Source organism: Moritella sp., assembly GCF_033791185.1.
Classification (GTDB): Bacteria; Pseudomonadota; Gammaproteobacteria; order Enterobacterales; family Moritellaceae; genus Moritella.
This window is the reverse complement of the sequence record NZ_JASJHF010000104.1, coordinates 16501-32376: the sequence shown is the minus strand read 5'-3', so window position 1 is coordinate 32376 and position 15876 is coordinate 16501. Positions and strand designations below refer to the sequence as shown.

Annotated in this window: 14 protein-coding genes; 2 read left to right on the top strand and 12 right to left on the bottom strand. The window is 41.8% G+C overall.

Annotated features, from left to right (window positions below):
* Nucleotides 1-61: 61 nt before the first annotated feature.
* Nucleotides 62-1120, bottom strand: a complete 1059-nt coding sequence (recA, locus tag QNK26_RS06475) for a recombinase RecA (protein WP_319221653.1) — start codon at nt 1118-1120, stop codon at nt 62-64.
* 178 nt (nt 1121-1298) lie between these two features.
* On the opposite strand from recA, the gene mutS reads away from it, so the two are divergent.
* On the top strand, nt 1299-3866 hold the full coding sequence (mutS, locus tag QNK26_RS06470; protein ID WP_319221651.1) for a DNA mismatch repair protein MutS: 2568 nt from the start codon (nt 1299-1301) through the stop codon (nt 3864-3866).
* A 41-nt stretch (nt 3867-3907) separates the two neighbouring features.
* Here the strand turns inward: mutS and QNK26_RS06465 are convergent, their stop codons facing one another.
* The 11 genes from QNK26_RS06465 to mazG form a co-directional block, all read right to left on the bottom strand.
* A complete protein-coding gene (locus QNK26_RS06465; protein WP_319221650.1) occupies nt 3908-4591 on the bottom strand; it encodes an RNA polymerase subunit sigma in 684 nt (227 codons plus the stop codon).
* Nucleotides 4592-4760: 169 nt separating this feature from the next.
* Nucleotides 4761-5720 (bottom strand): RNA polymerase sigma factor RpoS, encoded by a 960-nt coding sequence (rpoS, locus tag QNK26_RS06460; protein ID WP_319221649.1) that lies wholly within the window; start codon nt 5718-5720, stop codon nt 4761-4763.
* A gap of 69 nt (nt 5721-5789) precedes the next feature.
* A complete protein-coding gene (locus tag QNK26_RS06455) occupies nt 5790-6710 on the bottom strand; it encodes a peptidoglycan DD-metalloendopeptidase family protein (RefSeq protein WP_319221647.1) in 921 nt (306 codons plus the stop codon).
* Nucleotides 6711-6765: 55 nt separating this feature from the next.
* Entirely contained in the window at nt 6766-7407 is a 642-nt protein-coding gene (locus QNK26_RS06450) for a protein-L-isoaspartate(D-aspartate) O-methyltransferase (RefSeq protein WP_319221645.1), read from the bottom strand.
* Entirely contained in the window at nt 7404-8459 is a 1056-nt protein-coding gene (truD, locus tag QNK26_RS06445; RefSeq protein ID WP_319221643.1) for a tRNA pseudouridine(13) synthase TruD, read from the bottom strand. Before truD ends, QNK26_RS06450 begins: the two co-directional genes overlap by 4 nt.
* A 66-nt stretch (nt 8460-8525) precedes the next feature.
* Nucleotides 8526-9005 carry a 2-C-methyl-D-erythritol 2,4-cyclodiphosphate synthase gene (gene ispF / locus QNK26_RS06440; protein WP_319221641.1) on the bottom strand — a complete coding sequence of 160 codons (480 nt, stop codon included), beginning with the start codon at nt 9003-9005 and terminating at the stop codon, nt 8526-8528.
* Between the two features lie 15 nt (nt 9006-9020).
* Nucleotides 9021-9725 (bottom strand): 2-C-methyl-D-erythritol 4-phosphate cytidylyltransferase, encoded by a 705-nt coding sequence (gene ispD / locus QNK26_RS06435; RefSeq protein WP_319221640.1) that lies wholly within the window; start codon nt 9723-9725, stop codon nt 9021-9023.
* Nucleotides 9726-9734: 9 nt separating this feature from the next.
* A complete protein-coding gene (gene ftsB / locus QNK26_RS06430) occupies nt 9735-10013 on the bottom strand; it encodes a cell division protein FtsB (RefSeq protein WP_319221638.1) in 279 nt (92 codons plus the stop codon).
* A gap of 125 nt (nt 10014-10138) precedes the next feature.
* Nucleotides 10139-11440: a phosphopyruvate hydratase gene (gene eno / locus QNK26_RS06425; protein WP_319221637.1), complete on the bottom strand. Its 1302-nt coding sequence runs from the start codon at nt 11438-11440 to the stop codon at nt 10139-10141.
* Nucleotides 11441-11509: 69 nt separating this feature from the next.
* On the bottom strand, nt 11510-13147 hold the full coding sequence (locus QNK26_RS06420; protein WP_319221636.1) for a CTP synthase: 1638 nt from the start codon (nt 13145-13147) through the stop codon (nt 11510-11512).
* 152 nt (nt 13148-13299) lie between these two features.
* Complete coding sequence (mazG, locus tag QNK26_RS06415) at nt 13300-14094, bottom strand: nucleoside triphosphate pyrophosphohydrolase (protein WP_319221635.1); 795 nt, start codon at nt 14092-14094, stop codon at nt 13300-13302.
* A gap of 517 nt (nt 14095-14611) precedes the next feature.
* Between mazG and QNK26_RS06410 the strand changes: the two genes are divergently transcribed.
* On the top strand, nt 14612-15820 hold the full coding sequence (locus QNK26_RS06410; RefSeq protein WP_319221634.1) for a DUF5692 family protein: 1209 nt from the start codon (nt 14612-14614) through the stop codon (nt 15818-15820).
* The last annotated feature ends 56 nt before the right edge of the window (nt 15821-15876 follow it).

Below are 15876 nucleotides of genomic sequence, written 5' to 3'. Positions count from 1 at the left end.
TTAACATTCATCTTGTTCAATCAACGTAAGTCTAATGACTCAGCGCTAATCGATAGCAGAATTAAAATTCGTTTTCAGTTTCAGGCGTATTAACAACGGCCACTTCTTCGTCTTTATTGCCAAGTAGGTTATCACGGATCAAACCATCGATTTCAGCGGCAATAGCTGGATTATCGATAAGGAATTGTGTTGATTTAGCTTTACCTTGACCGATTTTCTCACCTTTGTATGAATACCAAGCGCCAGCTTTTTCAATTAGCTTCTCTTTAACACCTAGGTCAATTAATTCACCGTTACGGTTAAAACCTTTACCGTATAGGATTTGGAATTCAGCTTGTCTAAATGGTGCTGCAATTTTGTTTTTTACCACTTTAACACGTGTTTCATTACCCGTGATCTCGTCGCCATCTTTCACTGAACCAATACGACGAATATCTAAACGCACTGACGCGTAGAATTTAAGTGCATTACCACCCGTGGTTGTTTCAGGTGAACCAAACATAACACCAATCTTCATACGAATTTGGTTAATGAAGATACACATAGTGTTAGTCGTTTTTAAGTTACCCGTTAATTTACGCATTGCTTGCGATAACATACGTGCTTGCAGACCCATGTGGCTATCGCCCATGTCGCCTTCAATTTCAGCTTTTGGTGTTAGCGCTGCTACAGAATCGATAACAATAATATCAACAGCACCAGAGCGTGCTAGCATGTCACAAATTTCTAATGCTTGCTCACCGGTATCTGGTTGAGATACTAATAATTCATTAATATCGACGCCCAACTTACCAGCATAGATTGGATCAAGCGCATGCTCAGCATCGATAAAGGCACAGATTTTACCATCACGCTGTGCAGATGCGATAACTTCTAACGTCAGCGTTGTTTTACCACTTGATTCTGGACCGTAAATTTCAACGATACGTCCCATCGGTAAACCACCAGCACCCAATGCGATATCAAGAGAAAGTGAACCAGTAGAAACTGTTTCTACGTCCATGGTACGGTTATCACCTAGCTTCATGATCGAACCTTTACCAAATTGTTTTTCAATTTGTCCAAGTGCAGCTGCTAAGGCTTTTTCTTTATTCGCGTCCATTTTATTCCCCTGAGGCATAATCGAGTATTTAATTTTATGGCTTAAGTATACTGTTCGTTCATACAGTATCAAGCAATAAAATAATATTTTTTTAAAAATTATTCCTAACTCATATTTATCAACAAAAAAATACAGTCGCCACCATGCTTTAGCATTGTTATTATAGCGGCAATTATTTTTTCAGAACCGAGCCGCTATGCAACCTGACTTTCTTGCACCTAAAGACTTACCTAATCACACGCCTATGATGCAGCAATTTTTTAAGTTAAAAGCTGAGCAACCAGATATCTTATTATTTTATCGTATGGGTGACTTTTACGAGTTATTTTATGATGATGCTAAAAAAGCCTCACAGCTTTTAGGTATCTCGTTGACCAAGCGTGGCAAGTCAAATGGTAACCCAATTCCAATGGCGGGGATTCCCTATCATTCATTAGAAGGTTATCTCGCAAAGCTAGTGCGTAGTGGCGAATCGGTAGCTATTTGTGAGCAAATTGGCGATCCAGCAACCTCAAAAGGCCCGGTTGAGCGTAAAATCGTGCGTATTGTTACGCCTGGTACTGTCAGTGACGAGGCCTTACTCACCGAGCGTAATGACAATCTACTCGCCGCATTATTTCATGACGGTAGTACTTTTGGTTATGCCACCCTTGATATGGGAAGTGGTCGTTTCCTGATTAATCAATTTAATTCTGAAGAAACCTTACTTGCAGAGCTGCAGCGTACTGAACCTGCGGAGTTATTATATTGTGAGTCGTTTGAATCAGTTCAACATATTAAACACCTTAAGGGTCTACGTCGTCGCCCTGAATGGGAGTTTGATTTACAAACTGGCCGCAACGTTTTATGCCAACAGTTTGGCACTAAAGATCTGGTCGGTTTTGGTGTTGAAAACTCACCAGTAGCATTGTGTGCAGCAGGCTGCTTAATGCAGTATGTCAAAGAAACCCAGCGCACAGCATTACCGCATATCCGTGCCATCAAGCTTGAACAAACCGAGCAAATGGTGGTGATGGATGCAGCAACACGTCGCAATTTAGAACTGACCCAAAACTTATCTGGCGGCACTGATAATACCCTGGCTGAAATACTCGATCATACTTCAACACCGATGGGCAGCCGTCTATTAAAACGCTGGCTACATCAGCCGGTCCGCGATAGCTTAGTATTAGAGCAACGCCAATCAAGCATTCAATCGTTATTGGATGTGGGCGCATTAAACAGCATCCAACCGGTACTGCGTACTATTGGTGATATCGAACGTATTATTGCGCGTTTATCACTGCGTTCTGCTCGCCCACGCGATCTGGTGCGTTTACGCAATGCATTCCAGCAACTGCCAGAACTGCAAACTCTGCTTACAGAGCACCATGCCGATCACTTAAGTTCACTACAACAACTGGCTGGCGAATTTAGTGAACTGGAAACGTTATTAAGCTTTGCGGTTATCGACAATCCGCCGGTATTAATTCGTGACGGTGGCGTGATAGCCCCCGGTTATAATAAAGAACTCGATGAATGGCGTGAACTAAGCCAAGGCGCGACAGACTACTTGCACGCGTTAGAAGAACGTGAAAAACAGCAGACCGGTATTCCAACCTTAAAAGTGGGTTATAACCGCGTGCACGGTTACTTCATCGAAGTCAGCCGTCTGCAATCAGATCAAGTGCCAGTACATTACATCCGCCGTCAAACACTGAAAAACACCGAACGTTATATTATTCCAGAGCTGAAAGAGCACGAAGATAAAGTGCTGAGTAGCCAAGGTAAATCACTGGCGCTAGAAAAACAGTTATACGAACAACTATTAGATAAATTATTACCTTACATCCCAGCTTTACAAGACAGTGCGGCGGCATTATCTGAACTCGATGTACTGTGTAACTTTGCCGAGCGCGCAGAAACTTTAAACTACTGCCGCCCAACGATTAGCGTTAAACCGGGTATCGATATTACCAATGGTCGCCACCCTGTGGTTGAACAAGTGATGACAGAACCGTTTATTGCCAACCCAGTGCAACTCAACCCAGAGCGTCGCATGTTAATCATTACCGGTCCAAACATGGGCGGTAAATCGACATACATGCGTCAAACAGCGTTGATCACGTTAATGGCGCACATCGGTAGCTTTGTACCGGCAGAACAAGTAACAACATCATTAATCGACCGTATCTTTACCCGTATTGGTGCATCAGATGATTTGGCATCCGGCCGTTCAACCTTCATGGTAGAAATGACGGAAACAGCGAACATCTTGCATAATGCCACGGCGAACAGCTTAGTATTGATGGATGAAATTGGTCGTGGTACCAGTACCTACGATGGTTTATCACTTGCTTGGGCTTGTGCTGAATATCTGACGAATAAGATCCAAGCCTACACCCTGTTTGCCACCCACTATTTTGAATTAACGACGCTAACAGAACAGCATCCAAGCCTCGTCAATGTGCATTTAGATGCCGTTGAACACGGTGACTCAATTGTGTTTATGCATGCGGTACAAGATGGCGCAGCCGATCGCAGTTATGGTTTACAAGTAGCGGCGCTTGCAGGCGTGCCAAAAACAGTGATCCATGCAGCGAAAGTTAAGCTACATGAGTTAGAGCTTAACGCACAACATCCCGTCGCAGCTGGTGAACGTCAACAAATTGAAGCACAGCCGGCGGCTCATCCGGTGATTGATGACTTGAGTGCCTTAAACGTTGACAACTTGACGCCGCGTGAAGCATTAGAGATGTTATATCGCTTAAAAGAACAACTTTAAGTACTTATGTTTAGTTCTTCATTTAATTTAAGTACTTAGGTTTAATCTAACTCAAATAGCTCGCGGTAAATTAAAAAGCCCAAATTATCTAGGTCATGTAAAATGGCTTTGTGGTGGTTTGGGCTTTCTGCGACATAACTCACCACCCGCTCTAAAGCTTGGTGTTGAGTAGCATAAATACCCGCAATGACACGGTACTTTATCAGTTTTCCAGCCAGGGATACCCCCATACTATCAATGTGCGCAATCGCGATATACTCAGGTACAACAGGTAGTTGATAAGCTTGCTTTAACCATCTGCTTAATTGATAAACATCTCTATCAAGGGCTCTAAATTTACTACTCGCCTCACCATTATCCAGCGCTAATTGATATGCTTGTGCATAGCTGAAGCAATCTTGTTCGGTAACAAGGCGGTGCATTGCATGACTCATTTGCCACGACACATCAACAAAGCCATTATTCTTAAGTAGCGAAGAGTGCGGTGGGGTATTAATGATCTGCGCCCCAAAGGCCGCTTCAAAGGATTCATAAAAAACCGCCTCCCTTGCCGCATTTTCGCCCGATAAACCATGAATTTCAGTTGGTAATAAAATAAATTTAGCATCATCGACAATAACAGGCAGATCACTATTGATAAATAATCTAGGGGTAGAGCATGATGTGATAAATAACGTCAAGCTAAGAGTGAGTAATAGCTTAATGAGAGAGTGAGTCAATAACATAACCTTCCTTAAACAATCCATGTTTGCAGAGGGTTACTAAAATACTAGAAATGTATGAATAGTATGACTGATTTTAATAAAACCAGTATAAAGGCTGAATCAAGTACTAATTATTAAGACTAGCTTAACTTTAATGATTAACTACTCAATAACCATACTTACCCGTATTTTATAGTCTAAATAAAGCTTCTACAGATAAGCCTTGCTGGGCGAGCACTTCTCGTAACCGCCGCAGTGCTTCGACTTGGATCTGACGCACGCGTTCACGCGTTAAGCCAATCTCACGTCCAACATCTTCGAGGGTTGAAGCATCATAACCTAGCAGTCCAAAACGCCTTGCTAATACTTCACGCTGCTTTGGATTCAACTCTTCAAGCCAGCGCACAATACTGAATTTAATGTCCTCATTTTGGGTGCAGCTTTCAGGGCTATCACCTTTATCATCCGAGATAATGTCTAATAATGCTTTTTCAGAATCACCACCAATAGGCGTATCAACCGAGCTAATACGTTCATTTAAACGCAGCATTTTACTGACATCAGCAACCGGTTTATCTAATTTCTCGGCGATGTCTTCCGCTGTCGGTTCGTGATCTAATTCATGGGCAAGTTCACGCGCGGCGCGCAGGTAAACATTGAGCTCTTTGACAACATGGATGGGTAAACGGATGGTACGAGTTTGATTCATAATGGCACGCTCAATGGTTTGCCTTATCCACCATGTCGCATAGGTTGAAAAGCGAAAACCACGCTCGGGATCGAATTTCTCTACCGCTCGGATCAGACCAAGATTACCTTCTTCAATCAAATCTAATAAGGCCAACCCACGGTTATTATACCGCCGAGCTATTTTCACCACTAAGCGTAAGTTACTCTCGATCATACGTTTGCGAGAACTAGCATCACCACGTAATGCACGCCGCGCATAAAAAACTTCTTCTTCTGCGGTTAGCAGAGGTGAAAAACCGATCTCCCCAAGATAAAGCTGCGTGGCATCTAAGCTTTTAGCATCGCTAGGAATGAGGTGTTCATCTTCAAATTTTTCCATCCCTGGCAGTACTTTTTTAGCGTTATCAGATACTTCATTATCTGCAACGTTTAACTTATTAGCGTCAGTTATCTTGCTCATTACGTATCGCCTCCTGACTGAAGTAAATAGCTTATTAAGACTAGTCTAATAAACTACTTTCGGTCGAGCTTAACGCTTCGGCAAGTAGCGCATTGGGTTTACCGGTTTACCCCGATAGCGGATCTCAAAATACAGTTCGGCACCCGAGTTAGGTCCGCTATTACCCATGGTTGCGATCTTCTGACCAGCCTTAACCCATTGTTGCTCTTTCACTAATAGCTTTTGATTGTAGGCGTATGCACTGAGGTAATCATCGTTATGCTTAATAATAATCAGGTTGCCATAACCACGTAAACCATTACCAGAATAAACCACACGGCCATTTTCAGAAGCGATAATATTTCGCCCTAATGTACCAGCAATGTTGACCCCTTGTTGCCCTGATTTACTATTAGAATAACCACTAATTAACTTGCCAGAACTTGGCCATCCCCATTTTAGTTTATTATTACTCACCACCACTTTTGGTTTTACGACTTTCACAGCAGGTTTAGTTTTCACTGGCTGCTTATACTTGATCGGCGGGCTAGCTTTCGCAGTGACTGTTTTAGTTTTCGTCAGTTTCGCTAATGGCTTTGATGGGGCCTTAGTACTGGCTTTAGCAGTGCTTTTGTTAGCATTGTTTGTTTTGGCCACTGTCAACGCAGTCGGTTTTTTATAAGAAGCTGAGGGTATTTTACCTTTCAGTTTTAATACTTGCCCCGGATAAATTTGGTAAGGATCGGGGATCTGATTCAAAGCCGCTAAGAATTTAAAATCTTGATTACTTCGCCATGCAATTGCATACAAGGTTTCACCTTTGCTGACACGATAAGTCGGCGTATTGATGCGAGATCTAAGTTCAATCTTATAACCTTGGACACTGGTGACAGGCGCAGGGCTATGATTGGCAGTACTACAACCAACTAACTGCGCGAGCAAAAAATACAGCCCGCAACGATGCCATAACGGCCATCCGCGTAACTTGCATAATAGTCTGTTGCTGACCATCACAGCACCTGATTCCCTGATTCCATCACCTTTACATTTAATGCCGACAGTACACTCACATTAATTCACCCTTAACTAGCGGCACAAAGCGTACATTTTCAATATTCTGGCTCGTATAGCAATCGCCATTGCGGGTAATTACTTGTAATACTTGTGATTCGACACCCAATGGCAGAATAAGTTGCCCGCCATCGGCCAACTGAGTTAATAATGCTTGAGGCACGACAGCCGGAGCTGCGGTGACAATAATCGCATCAAACGGGGCTTTACTTTGCCAGCCCAGCCAACCATCACCATATTTCATCATCACGTTGTGCAGATCAAGGTTCTTTAGCCGACGTTTCGCTTGCCACTGCAATGCTTGGATCCGTTCGACCGAATACACACGCGGAAAAACTTGCGCAAGAATAGCGGTTTGATAACCCGAACCGGTACCAATTTCCAGTACCCGTTGTGGATTGCTTTGCATTAACAGTTCCGTCATTCTCGCGACGATATAAGGCTGAGATATCGTTTGACCAGCGCCAATCGGCAGTGCTTGATTACCCCAAGCCTGCAAAGCAAATGCTTCTTCAACAAAATAGTCACGTGGCGTATCTTGTATTACCGTTAATACTCTTGGTGCACTGATCCCTTGTTGTTCAAGCAACGCTTTTATACGTTGCCCTGCTACTCCTGTATTACCCAGTTCGATCATACTGTTCCTGATGTTGGCTCTTGGTCAAAATGACGAATAACCACTTTTTCTTCAATCAACTCACGGACAATACTTGTCGCAAAACAACCGGATGGTAGATAGAAGCTTACTGTTAAGCTATTTTCTGCTAACTCATAGCTAAAGTTTTGTGGACGTAATATTAACGCTTTACGTTCTTGGCGCAGGCCTGCAGCAATTAAGCCAGCAAGCAAATCGGGATATTGCGCGATAATAGAGTCTTCAAATGCCAACGCCTCACTCATGGCGCTACTATTGCCCTTACCAACTAACGGTGCAGACAATTGTAAAGCACCTTGGCCTACGCGCTCAATAATATCGTCAGTTAAGGTTTCTTCAGCAAAAAATGAGTTAGACCCCTGTAATATTAGACAATCGCCCGGCATTGCCGTTTGCCATTTGGCCTGGCGAATTCGCTCGCTAACGACCTGATTGAATATCAAACTGCGTGCCGCTGACATATAAAAACTACGCTTGTTACGGTCTCTAATTTTTTTGCCTGCAAACATCTCTTGAGCAGCTGTTATATTGCTACCATTACGGCCAAAACGCTGCTCACCGAAATAATTTGGTACACCGGCAGTTTTGATGTTTTCTAAGCGCTCAGCTAATCCGTCAGTACTGCTTAAATCAGTCAACTTTAACGTAAACTGGTTACCTTTAAGTGCACCGGTGCGCAATTTTTTGTTATGACGGACAATTTTTAATACTTTAATTTGCTCCGTTTCAACCACAGAGAAGTCAGGTGTTTCCTTACCTGGCATATGAATACCAAACCATTGTTCCGTGATCGCATGACGATCTTTAAGCCCAGCATAGCTCACATGTTTATCTGCAACACCTGCCGCTTTCGCTAATGCGCGCGCCACATATTGGGTATTCTCACCTTGCTTGCGGATCGAGATGAAGATATGTTCACCTTCACCCGTTAACTCAAAACCAAGGTCTTCAATAACCACAAAATCGGCAGCTTCCTGCTTAATAAAACCTGTGATAGTAGGTTTGCCGTATAAATATTCAAATTCAGGAAGCATTGTGTTCTCCGCATTAAGATTAGTTTGCATTAATTTGTTTTCACTTATGTATTCTTTATTAATAATTTACGCATTCTTCATTAACAATACGACCGCTTCACATGCCACGCCTTCTTTACGACCAGTGAAACCGAGTTTTTCGGTGGTGGTGGCTTTCACATTTACGGTTGATATGTCCGTTTCAAGATCATCACTTAATACAACGCGCATAGCTTGAATATGCGGCGCAATCTTCGGCGCTTGGGCAATAATAGTGACATCTAAATTACCAATTCGGTAACCCAGTTCTTTGACTTTACTAAATACGTCACGTAGTAAAATACGACTATCAATATTCTCGAATTCGGCAGAAGTATCAGGGAAATGATGACCAATATCACCCAGCGCTAATGCGCCAAGTAAAGCATCACAAATAGCATGTAACGCCACATCACCATCAGAGTGAGCCAGAAACCCCTGTCGGTAAGGAATTGCAACGCCGTTAATCATCACTGGGCCAGCATTACCAAATTTATGTACATCAAAACCATGACCAATTCTAAACATTATTTATCTTCCCCATTACATTTCATGATTATTCTTTTGCGTTAGCTGCTGTAAAAAAAGCTTCGCTAGCGGCATGTCTTCAGGACGAGTTATCTTAATATTATCTGCACGGCCAACCACCATTTTGGGGGTTAAGCCCAGCAATTCAATGGCTGAGGCTTCATCAGTAATATTGGCATTGCTAGCAAGACCAGTGGTAAGTGCATCGGTCAGCAATTCAACCGGAAACATCTGTGGCGTTAACGCATGCCACAATAGGTCTCGATCCACAGTCGCAATGATATTACCTTGGGCATCAGTACGTTTCATCGTATCGCGAACTTGGCTACCAAGAATAGCACCATGATCGGAATCGAGTGCTGCAGAAATTAAATTATCGATATCAACGTGAGTAAGGCAAGGCCTTGCGGCGTCATGCACTAACACCCACTGATATGAATGACAGGCCTGCAACCCTGCTAATACCGAGTCAGCGCGTTCTTTACCACCATCAACACGTATTATTGCTGGATCGTTAGCGATGTTTAAATCCGTGAACCAGCCATCTTCAGGCCCTAACACAACCACAACTTGGTTAATCCGCGGGTGGCTTAATAACGTCATTAATGTGTGTTCGATTACGGTTTTATCTTGCAGCATTAAGTATTGCTTAGGAATATTCGCACCCATACGTGCACCAACACCAGCGGCAGGGACAACCGCTATAAATTGTTCAGTCATCTCTGTAGCCTAGTTATCATCATTAATAATACGGTAGAAGGTTTCCCCTTCTTTGATCATACCCAGTTCATTACGGGTACGCTCTTCAATCGCATCGTTACCATTACGCAGATCTAAGATCTCATTTTTTAACGCGGTATTACGATCGATTAATACTTGATTGTTCTTATGTTGGTCGGTGACTTCACGTTCGATACGTTTATAGTCCATCACGCCGTTATTACCGGCAATAAAATGATAGAGCAATAAGCTGAGAATTGAGATTAATACAAAATAAAGCAGGCGCATGACAATCATCCCGTAAATGAATCAGTTATTGTCACATATAATGCAGAGATTGGTTAGCGTATAAACAAAAAAAACCCGCTATAAAGCGGGTTTTTTAATCTATTCAAAATTAAGTGTTAAGCAAATTAAGCTTGACCCTTAACCTCTTTAAGACCGTTGTATGGTGCTTTTGAACCTAGCGCTTCTTCGATACGTAGAAGTTGGTTGTACTTAGCAACACGATCAGAGCGGCTCAGTGAACCAGTTTTGATTTGGCCTGCAGCAGTACCAACAGCTAGATCAGCAATTGTTGAATCTTCAGTTTCACCTGAACGGTGAGAGATAACAACAGTGAAACCAGCGTCTTTAGCCATTTTGATTGCAGCTAAAGTTTCAGTTAAAGAACCGATTTGGTTAAACTTGATTAAGATAGAGTTAGTAATACCTTCATCAATACCACGCTTAAGGATCTTAGTGTTAGTTACGAATAAATCGTCACCAACTAATTGAATTTTATCACCAAGAAGTTCAGTTTGATGTTTGAAACCAACCCAATCAGACTCGTCAAGACCATCTTCAATAGAAACGATTGGATATTGTTTAGTAAGGTCTTGTAAGAAGAAGTTGAACTCTTCAGCAGTGAAAGTTTTACCTTCACCTGTAAGCTCGTAGTTACCAGTTTCTTTGTTGTAGAACTCAGAAGCGGCACAATCCATCGCTAAAGTGATGTCTTTACCTAGTTCATAACCAGCGTTTGCAACGGCAACTTTAATTGCAGCAAGTGCAGCTTCGTTTGAAGCTAGGTTAGGAGCGAAACCACCTTCATCACCAACAGCCGTTGAGTGACCGTCAGCTTTAAGTACTTTAGCTAGGCTATGGAATACTTCAGCACCCATACGTAGACCTTCACGGAAGTTTTCAGCGCCAACAGGTTGGATCATGAATTCTTGAATATCTACAGAGTTATCCGCATGCTCGCCACCGTTGATGATGTTCATCATTGGAAGAGGCATAGAGTAAACACCAGGAGTACCGTTTAGATCAGCAATGTGAGCATAAAGAGGTACTTTCTTAGAGATTGCAGCAGCTTTAGCTGCAGCTAAAGAAACAGCTAAGATCGCGTTTGCGCCAAATAAAGCTTTGTTTTCAGTGCCATCTAGGTCGATCATAATTTGATCAAGCTCAGCTTGTGCTAGTGCATCTTTACCAGCTAGCGCTTCAGCGATTGGACCATTTACAGCAGCAACAGCTTTAAGTACGCCTTTACCTAAGTAACGCGCTTTATCGCCGTCACGTAATTCAAGCGCTTCACGAGAACCAGTTGATGCGCCAGATGGAGCAGCGGCCATACCGATAGAACCGTCAGCAAGATGAACTTCAGCTTCTACCGTTGGATTACCACGTGAATCCATGATTTCGCGACCTAGAACTTTAACGATCTTAGACATTTTGATTTCCTTAACTATTAAAAATTTAAGTATGCCGCGTTACCGCGACACTAATATTAAAATCTCTGACTAGCTAGTTGATGATTTTTTATATTCACCAGCAGCATTAATGAATCCTTCAAATAATGCATGACCATCGCGCGGTGTTGATGTGAATTCCGGGTGGAATTGCGCAGCAACAAACCAAGGATGGTTCGGATTCTCAACAATCTCAACTAATTTCTTATCTGCAGATAAACCTGTTACTTTCAGGCCTGCTTTTTCGATTTTAGGCAGAAGGTTGTTGTTAACTTCATAACGGTGACGATGACGTTCTTTAATCGTCGCACTACCGTACATTTCTCTTACTTTACTACCCGCTTTAAGGTGACATAGTTGTGCACCTAAACGCATAGTACCACCCAGATCTGATTTACCAGTACGTTCTTCAACGTTACCTGATTCATCAATCCACTCTGTAATTAAACCAACTACAGGGAACTTAGTTGCTGGGTCAAATTCTGTTGAATGCGCGCCTTCTAGGCCAGCAACATTACGTGCGAATTCGATTAACGCTACTTGCATACCTAAACAGATACCGAAGTAAGGAACGTTATTCTCACGTGCAAATTTCGCTGCAAGAATTTTACCTTCAACGCCACGTTCACCGAAACCACCTGGTACCAAAATACCATCAACAGTTTTAAGTATGTCAGTGCCTTTCGCTTCAAGATCTTGTGAATCAATATATTTGATTTTCACGCTGAAACGGTTTTTCAAACCACCATGTTTAAGTGCTTCATTTACTGATTTGTAAGCATCAGGTAGTTCGATGTATTTACCAACCATACCGATAACAAGTTCATCAGTTGGGTTCGCTTCTTCAAAAATAACTTGTTCCCACTCAGCAAGATTTGCTTCTGGTGCAGTTAACCCGAAACGGTTAACGATTAGCTCATCTAAACCTTGCGATTTTAATAGCGCAGGAATTTTATAAATACTGTCTACATCTTTCAGTGAGATAACAGCTTTTTCTTCTACGTTACAGAATAACGAGATCTTAGCGCGTTCGTTCGCTGGTACATTACGATCAGAACGACAAATTAGGATGTCAGGCTGAATACCAATTGAACGTAACTCTTTCACTGAGTGTTGTGTTGGTTTTGTTTTAACTTCACCAGCAGCACCTAAATAAGGTACTAGTGTTAAATGCATAAACATTGTGTGGTCACGACCTAGTTGCACGCCCATTTGGCGTAATGCTTCTAGGAAAGGTTGCGATTCGATATCACCTACCGTACCACCCACTTCTACTACTGCAACATCAAAGCCTTCACTGCCCGCGATTACGCGTTCTTTGATCTCGTTGGTAATATGTGGAATAACCTGAATCGTTGCACCTAAGTAATCACCACGGCGCTCTTTAGCAAGCACTGATGAATACACTTTACCAGTTGTAAAGTTATTACGTTTAGTCATGTGAGTTCGAATAAAGCGCTCATAGTGACCTAAATCTAGATCTGTCTCAGCACCATCGTCCGTTACGAATACTTCACCATGTTGAATCGGGCTCATTGTGCCCGGATCAATGTTAATGTAAGGGTCTAGTTTCATCATTGTGACGTTTAAGCCACGTGCTTCTAAAATAGCTGCTAATGATGCTGCCGCAATACCTTTACCTAATGAGGATACTACCCCACCAGTAACAAAAACGTACTTAGTTGTCATACATAACCTGAAGTTGTTAGGGATTAAATAAGTATTATTGAATATATACCAGAAGGGACGACATTATAAACAAATCCCCCTCATCCCACAATGTTGACAAGTATAGCATTGTCGTTTTTCCATAACTGTGCGGTAGATCATATGTTGTAATTTTATTTCACTTTTTGCCACAGCGACTCCATTTCACTTACAGAACAACAACTTAAGTGTTTACCATTCTGTAATGCAAGTACTTCTACCTGTCTAAATCTTTTTTCAAACTTTTCATTTGCCTTTCTGAGTGCTTGCTCAGGATCTTGCTTTAAGTGGCGGGTGACATTCACCACAGAGAACAACAGATCGCCTAACTCCTCTTCCAGTTTATCGCTATCAACAACCGCGGCATCAGCCTCTTCAACAACCTCGTCAACCTCCTCATAAACCTTTGATAATGCTTGCTTATAACTTTCAAAATCAAATTTAACATCGGCCGCACGTTGCTGTATTTTAGCCGCTCTAACCAAGGCGGGTAATGCCTTCGGTATATTGTCTAATGCACTGTGCTGCGCGCTATCTTTATGACTTTCCAAGCGTTCTTTAGACTTCTGCTGTTGCCATGCGGCGACTATTTTAGATTCAGATTGTAGTTTTATTTCACCAAAAACATGTGGGTGACGTTGTGCTAATTTATTTGCGAGCTGTTGAATAACATCGTCAAAGCTAAATAATGCCTGTTCCTGGCCAAGTTTCGCATAATACAATACATGATAGAGTAAATCACCCAGTTCCCCTTCTAGGCCGGAAAGGTCATTATTTTCTATAGTATCAACCATTTCATAAGCTTCTTCGAGGGTGAACTTGGTGATCGAAGCGAAGTTTTGCTGTAAGTGCCAAGGGCAACCTGTATCTGGGTTACGTAATTGTTCCACCATTTCACGTAAATCATTGATCGTGTACTTTTCTTTCATAAAACCCTCTTTAATTCATTTTACATTGCAGATCTAGTGCTGACGTTAACACCAAAAAAAAAGAAAGCCAAAAAACCACTGTGTGATATAAAATAATAGCCAAACTTCAGCTTTCGCCAAAATAAAAAATCATCAAACATAACTCACCACCTCACCAATCAATACATTTACCTTACATTTACACGTCAATACTAACAATTTGAGCCAGATCTCTTTTTTTATTTTACATTCACTTATCATTCACCCAATTGATACCCATTAATGGGTACCACCTTGTCACGGAAAGAAATTTAAACACACGATAAATTAATTCGTTGGTGATTTCTCGACTAAAAATTAGAGCTTTAACTCCAATGAGTGGGGCTGAATATATATGGCGAGTAATGACGCAATCCATTATTTAGACATCCAGCGACAGAACCTGAAAGTACATTTACTAAAGAAGCAATAGCGCAAGTTGACACAGGGATTTGTTCACATTTATATCTACACAAATGTAAAATAAAGAGAGGCTTGAATGTATACAAGTAATTTATTTAAAAAATGGGCTAGCTATATTGCTCTTATCTTTATGCTCACAGCAGGTAATGCATTTGCGCAACAGAGCATATCAACAGAACCTTTACCTGATATCGGTATTTACCAAATCAACTTAGAAGGCGAATCGGGGAATGGTGGCTTGTTCTACCGATTAGAGTTTTCAACAAATGGTAGCGTCAACATAATTAAAAAATTCGCAGGTCAAGATCATGATGAAATTCATCAATGGCGCACAGATGGACACAACGTCCAGATAATCCCATTGGACATAGGTATTATCAGTGATTTTGATAAAGCGACAATGGTGATCCTTGATGAGAAAACCATTAGTGTGAACCTTAACGTTCCAGGGTCAACATTGGGTGTTTTAGAAAAAGACATGCAGTTTGAGCTGTATCGATGGAATAATGTTGCTGCTTACCTTGTCTTTTTCATGACTCTGATCGTATTACTTGTATTAAATGAACTTTTCCGTTTTGTAAAATGGAGTGGCTTTGTATTCTTTGGTGGATTGGGGCTGGCACTTACAATTTTTGTATGGCCAAATCAAGGCATAGTATATTGGTTTAAATGGGCAAAATTATACTCTGTGGTATTTGCCTCTTTGTTCTTCTTGTTAATGCGCTTCACCACTGTACACCAATATCGCTTGGCTAAGATCTTCTGTGTAGTTTTCTTAGCAGGAAACATCGGTGAAGCCGTAGTGCAGGATTTCTCGATGGGTTTCACACCAAATATCCTTAACGGCCTTGCAGGTGCACTATCTATATTAACTTGTTACTTTGGTTGGAAAGGTATTACTGCTGACAGAAGTCCACAGCAAGATATGATCTGGCCACAAATGACGGTACTTTGGATCATTGCTTATGACGTTTGGAACTTTGTCTATGTTTATATCAATTTCCCTGCATCGTCATCTGCACATCTCATGGTCATTATCGCAGCAACAATACCCGCGGTATTAATCAAAGACGGTACTTGGTTACAAGCTCGTGCTTACACGCTCGCTGCTTGGTTCATGTTCTACTTTACCTTCCCTGAATTCTATACTCGTAATTTGTTAGTATTCCCTCGAAATGACGTGATGACTTATTCATTAGCAGCATTGAGCTTAGTACTCAACATCGCTGTCGTTGTGCAGCTCGTTAAATACTACAAAACTCAGAAACAACCTGCCACCGCATAATATTTAAGTTAGTACAATAAACAGAAAAGGGTTTGAGGTTAATACTTCAAGCCCTT

What these genes read in the sequence shown, in the direction of transcription:
- recA (WP_319221653.1), bottom strand. Translation starts at nt 1,120, where the DNA reads ATGCCTCAGGGGAATAAAATGGACGCGAATAAAGAAAAAGCCTTAGCA.
- mutS (WP_319221651.1), top strand. Translation starts at nt 1,299, where the DNA reads ATGCAACCTGACTTTCTTGCACCTAAAGACTTACCTAATCACACGCCT.
- QNK26_RS06465 (WP_319221650.1), bottom strand. Translation starts at nt 4,591, where the DNA reads ATGTTATTGACTCACTCTCTCATTAAGCTATTACTCACTCTTAGCTTG.
- rpoS (WP_319221649.1), bottom strand. Translation starts at nt 5,720, where the DNA reads ATGAGCAAGATAACTGACGCTAATAAGTTAAACGTTGCAGATAATGAA.
- QNK26_RS06455 (WP_319221647.1), bottom strand. Translation starts at nt 6,710, where the DNA reads ATGGTCAGCAACAGACTATTATGCAAGTTACGCGGATGGCCGTTATGG.
- QNK26_RS06450 (WP_319221645.1), bottom strand. Translation starts at nt 7,407, where the DNA reads ATGATCGAACTGGGTAATACAGGAGTAGCAGGGCAACGTATAAAAGCG.
- truD (WP_319221643.1), bottom strand. Translation starts at nt 8,459, where the DNA reads ATGCTTCCTGAATTTGAATATTTATACGGCAAACCTACTATCACAGGT.
- ispF (WP_319221641.1), bottom strand. Translation starts at nt 9,005, where the DNA reads ATGTTTAGAATTGGTCATGGTTTTGATGTACATAAATTTGGTAATGCT.
- ispD (WP_319221640.1), bottom strand. Translation starts at nt 9,725, where the DNA reads ATGACTGAACAATTTATAGCGGTTGTCCCTGCCGCTGGTGTTGGTGCA.
- ftsB (WP_319221638.1), bottom strand. Translation starts at nt 10,013, where the DNA reads ATGCGCCTGCTTTATTTTGTATTAATCTCAATTCTCAGCTTATTGCTC.
- eno (WP_319221637.1), bottom strand. Translation starts at nt 11,440, where the DNA reads ATGTCTAAGATCGTTAAAGTTCTAGGTCGCGAAATCATGGATTCACGT.
- QNK26_RS06420 (WP_319221636.1), bottom strand. Translation starts at nt 13,147, where the DNA reads ATGACAACTAAGTACGTTTTTGTTACTGGTGGGGTAGTATCCTCATTA.
- mazG (WP_319221635.1), bottom strand. Translation starts at nt 14,094, where the DNA reads ATGAAAGAAAAGTACACGATCAATGATTTACGTGAAATGGTGGAACAA.
- QNK26_RS06410 (WP_319221634.1), top strand. Translation starts at nt 14,612, where the DNA reads ATGTATACAAGTAATTTATTTAAAAAATGGGCTAGCTATATTGCTCTT.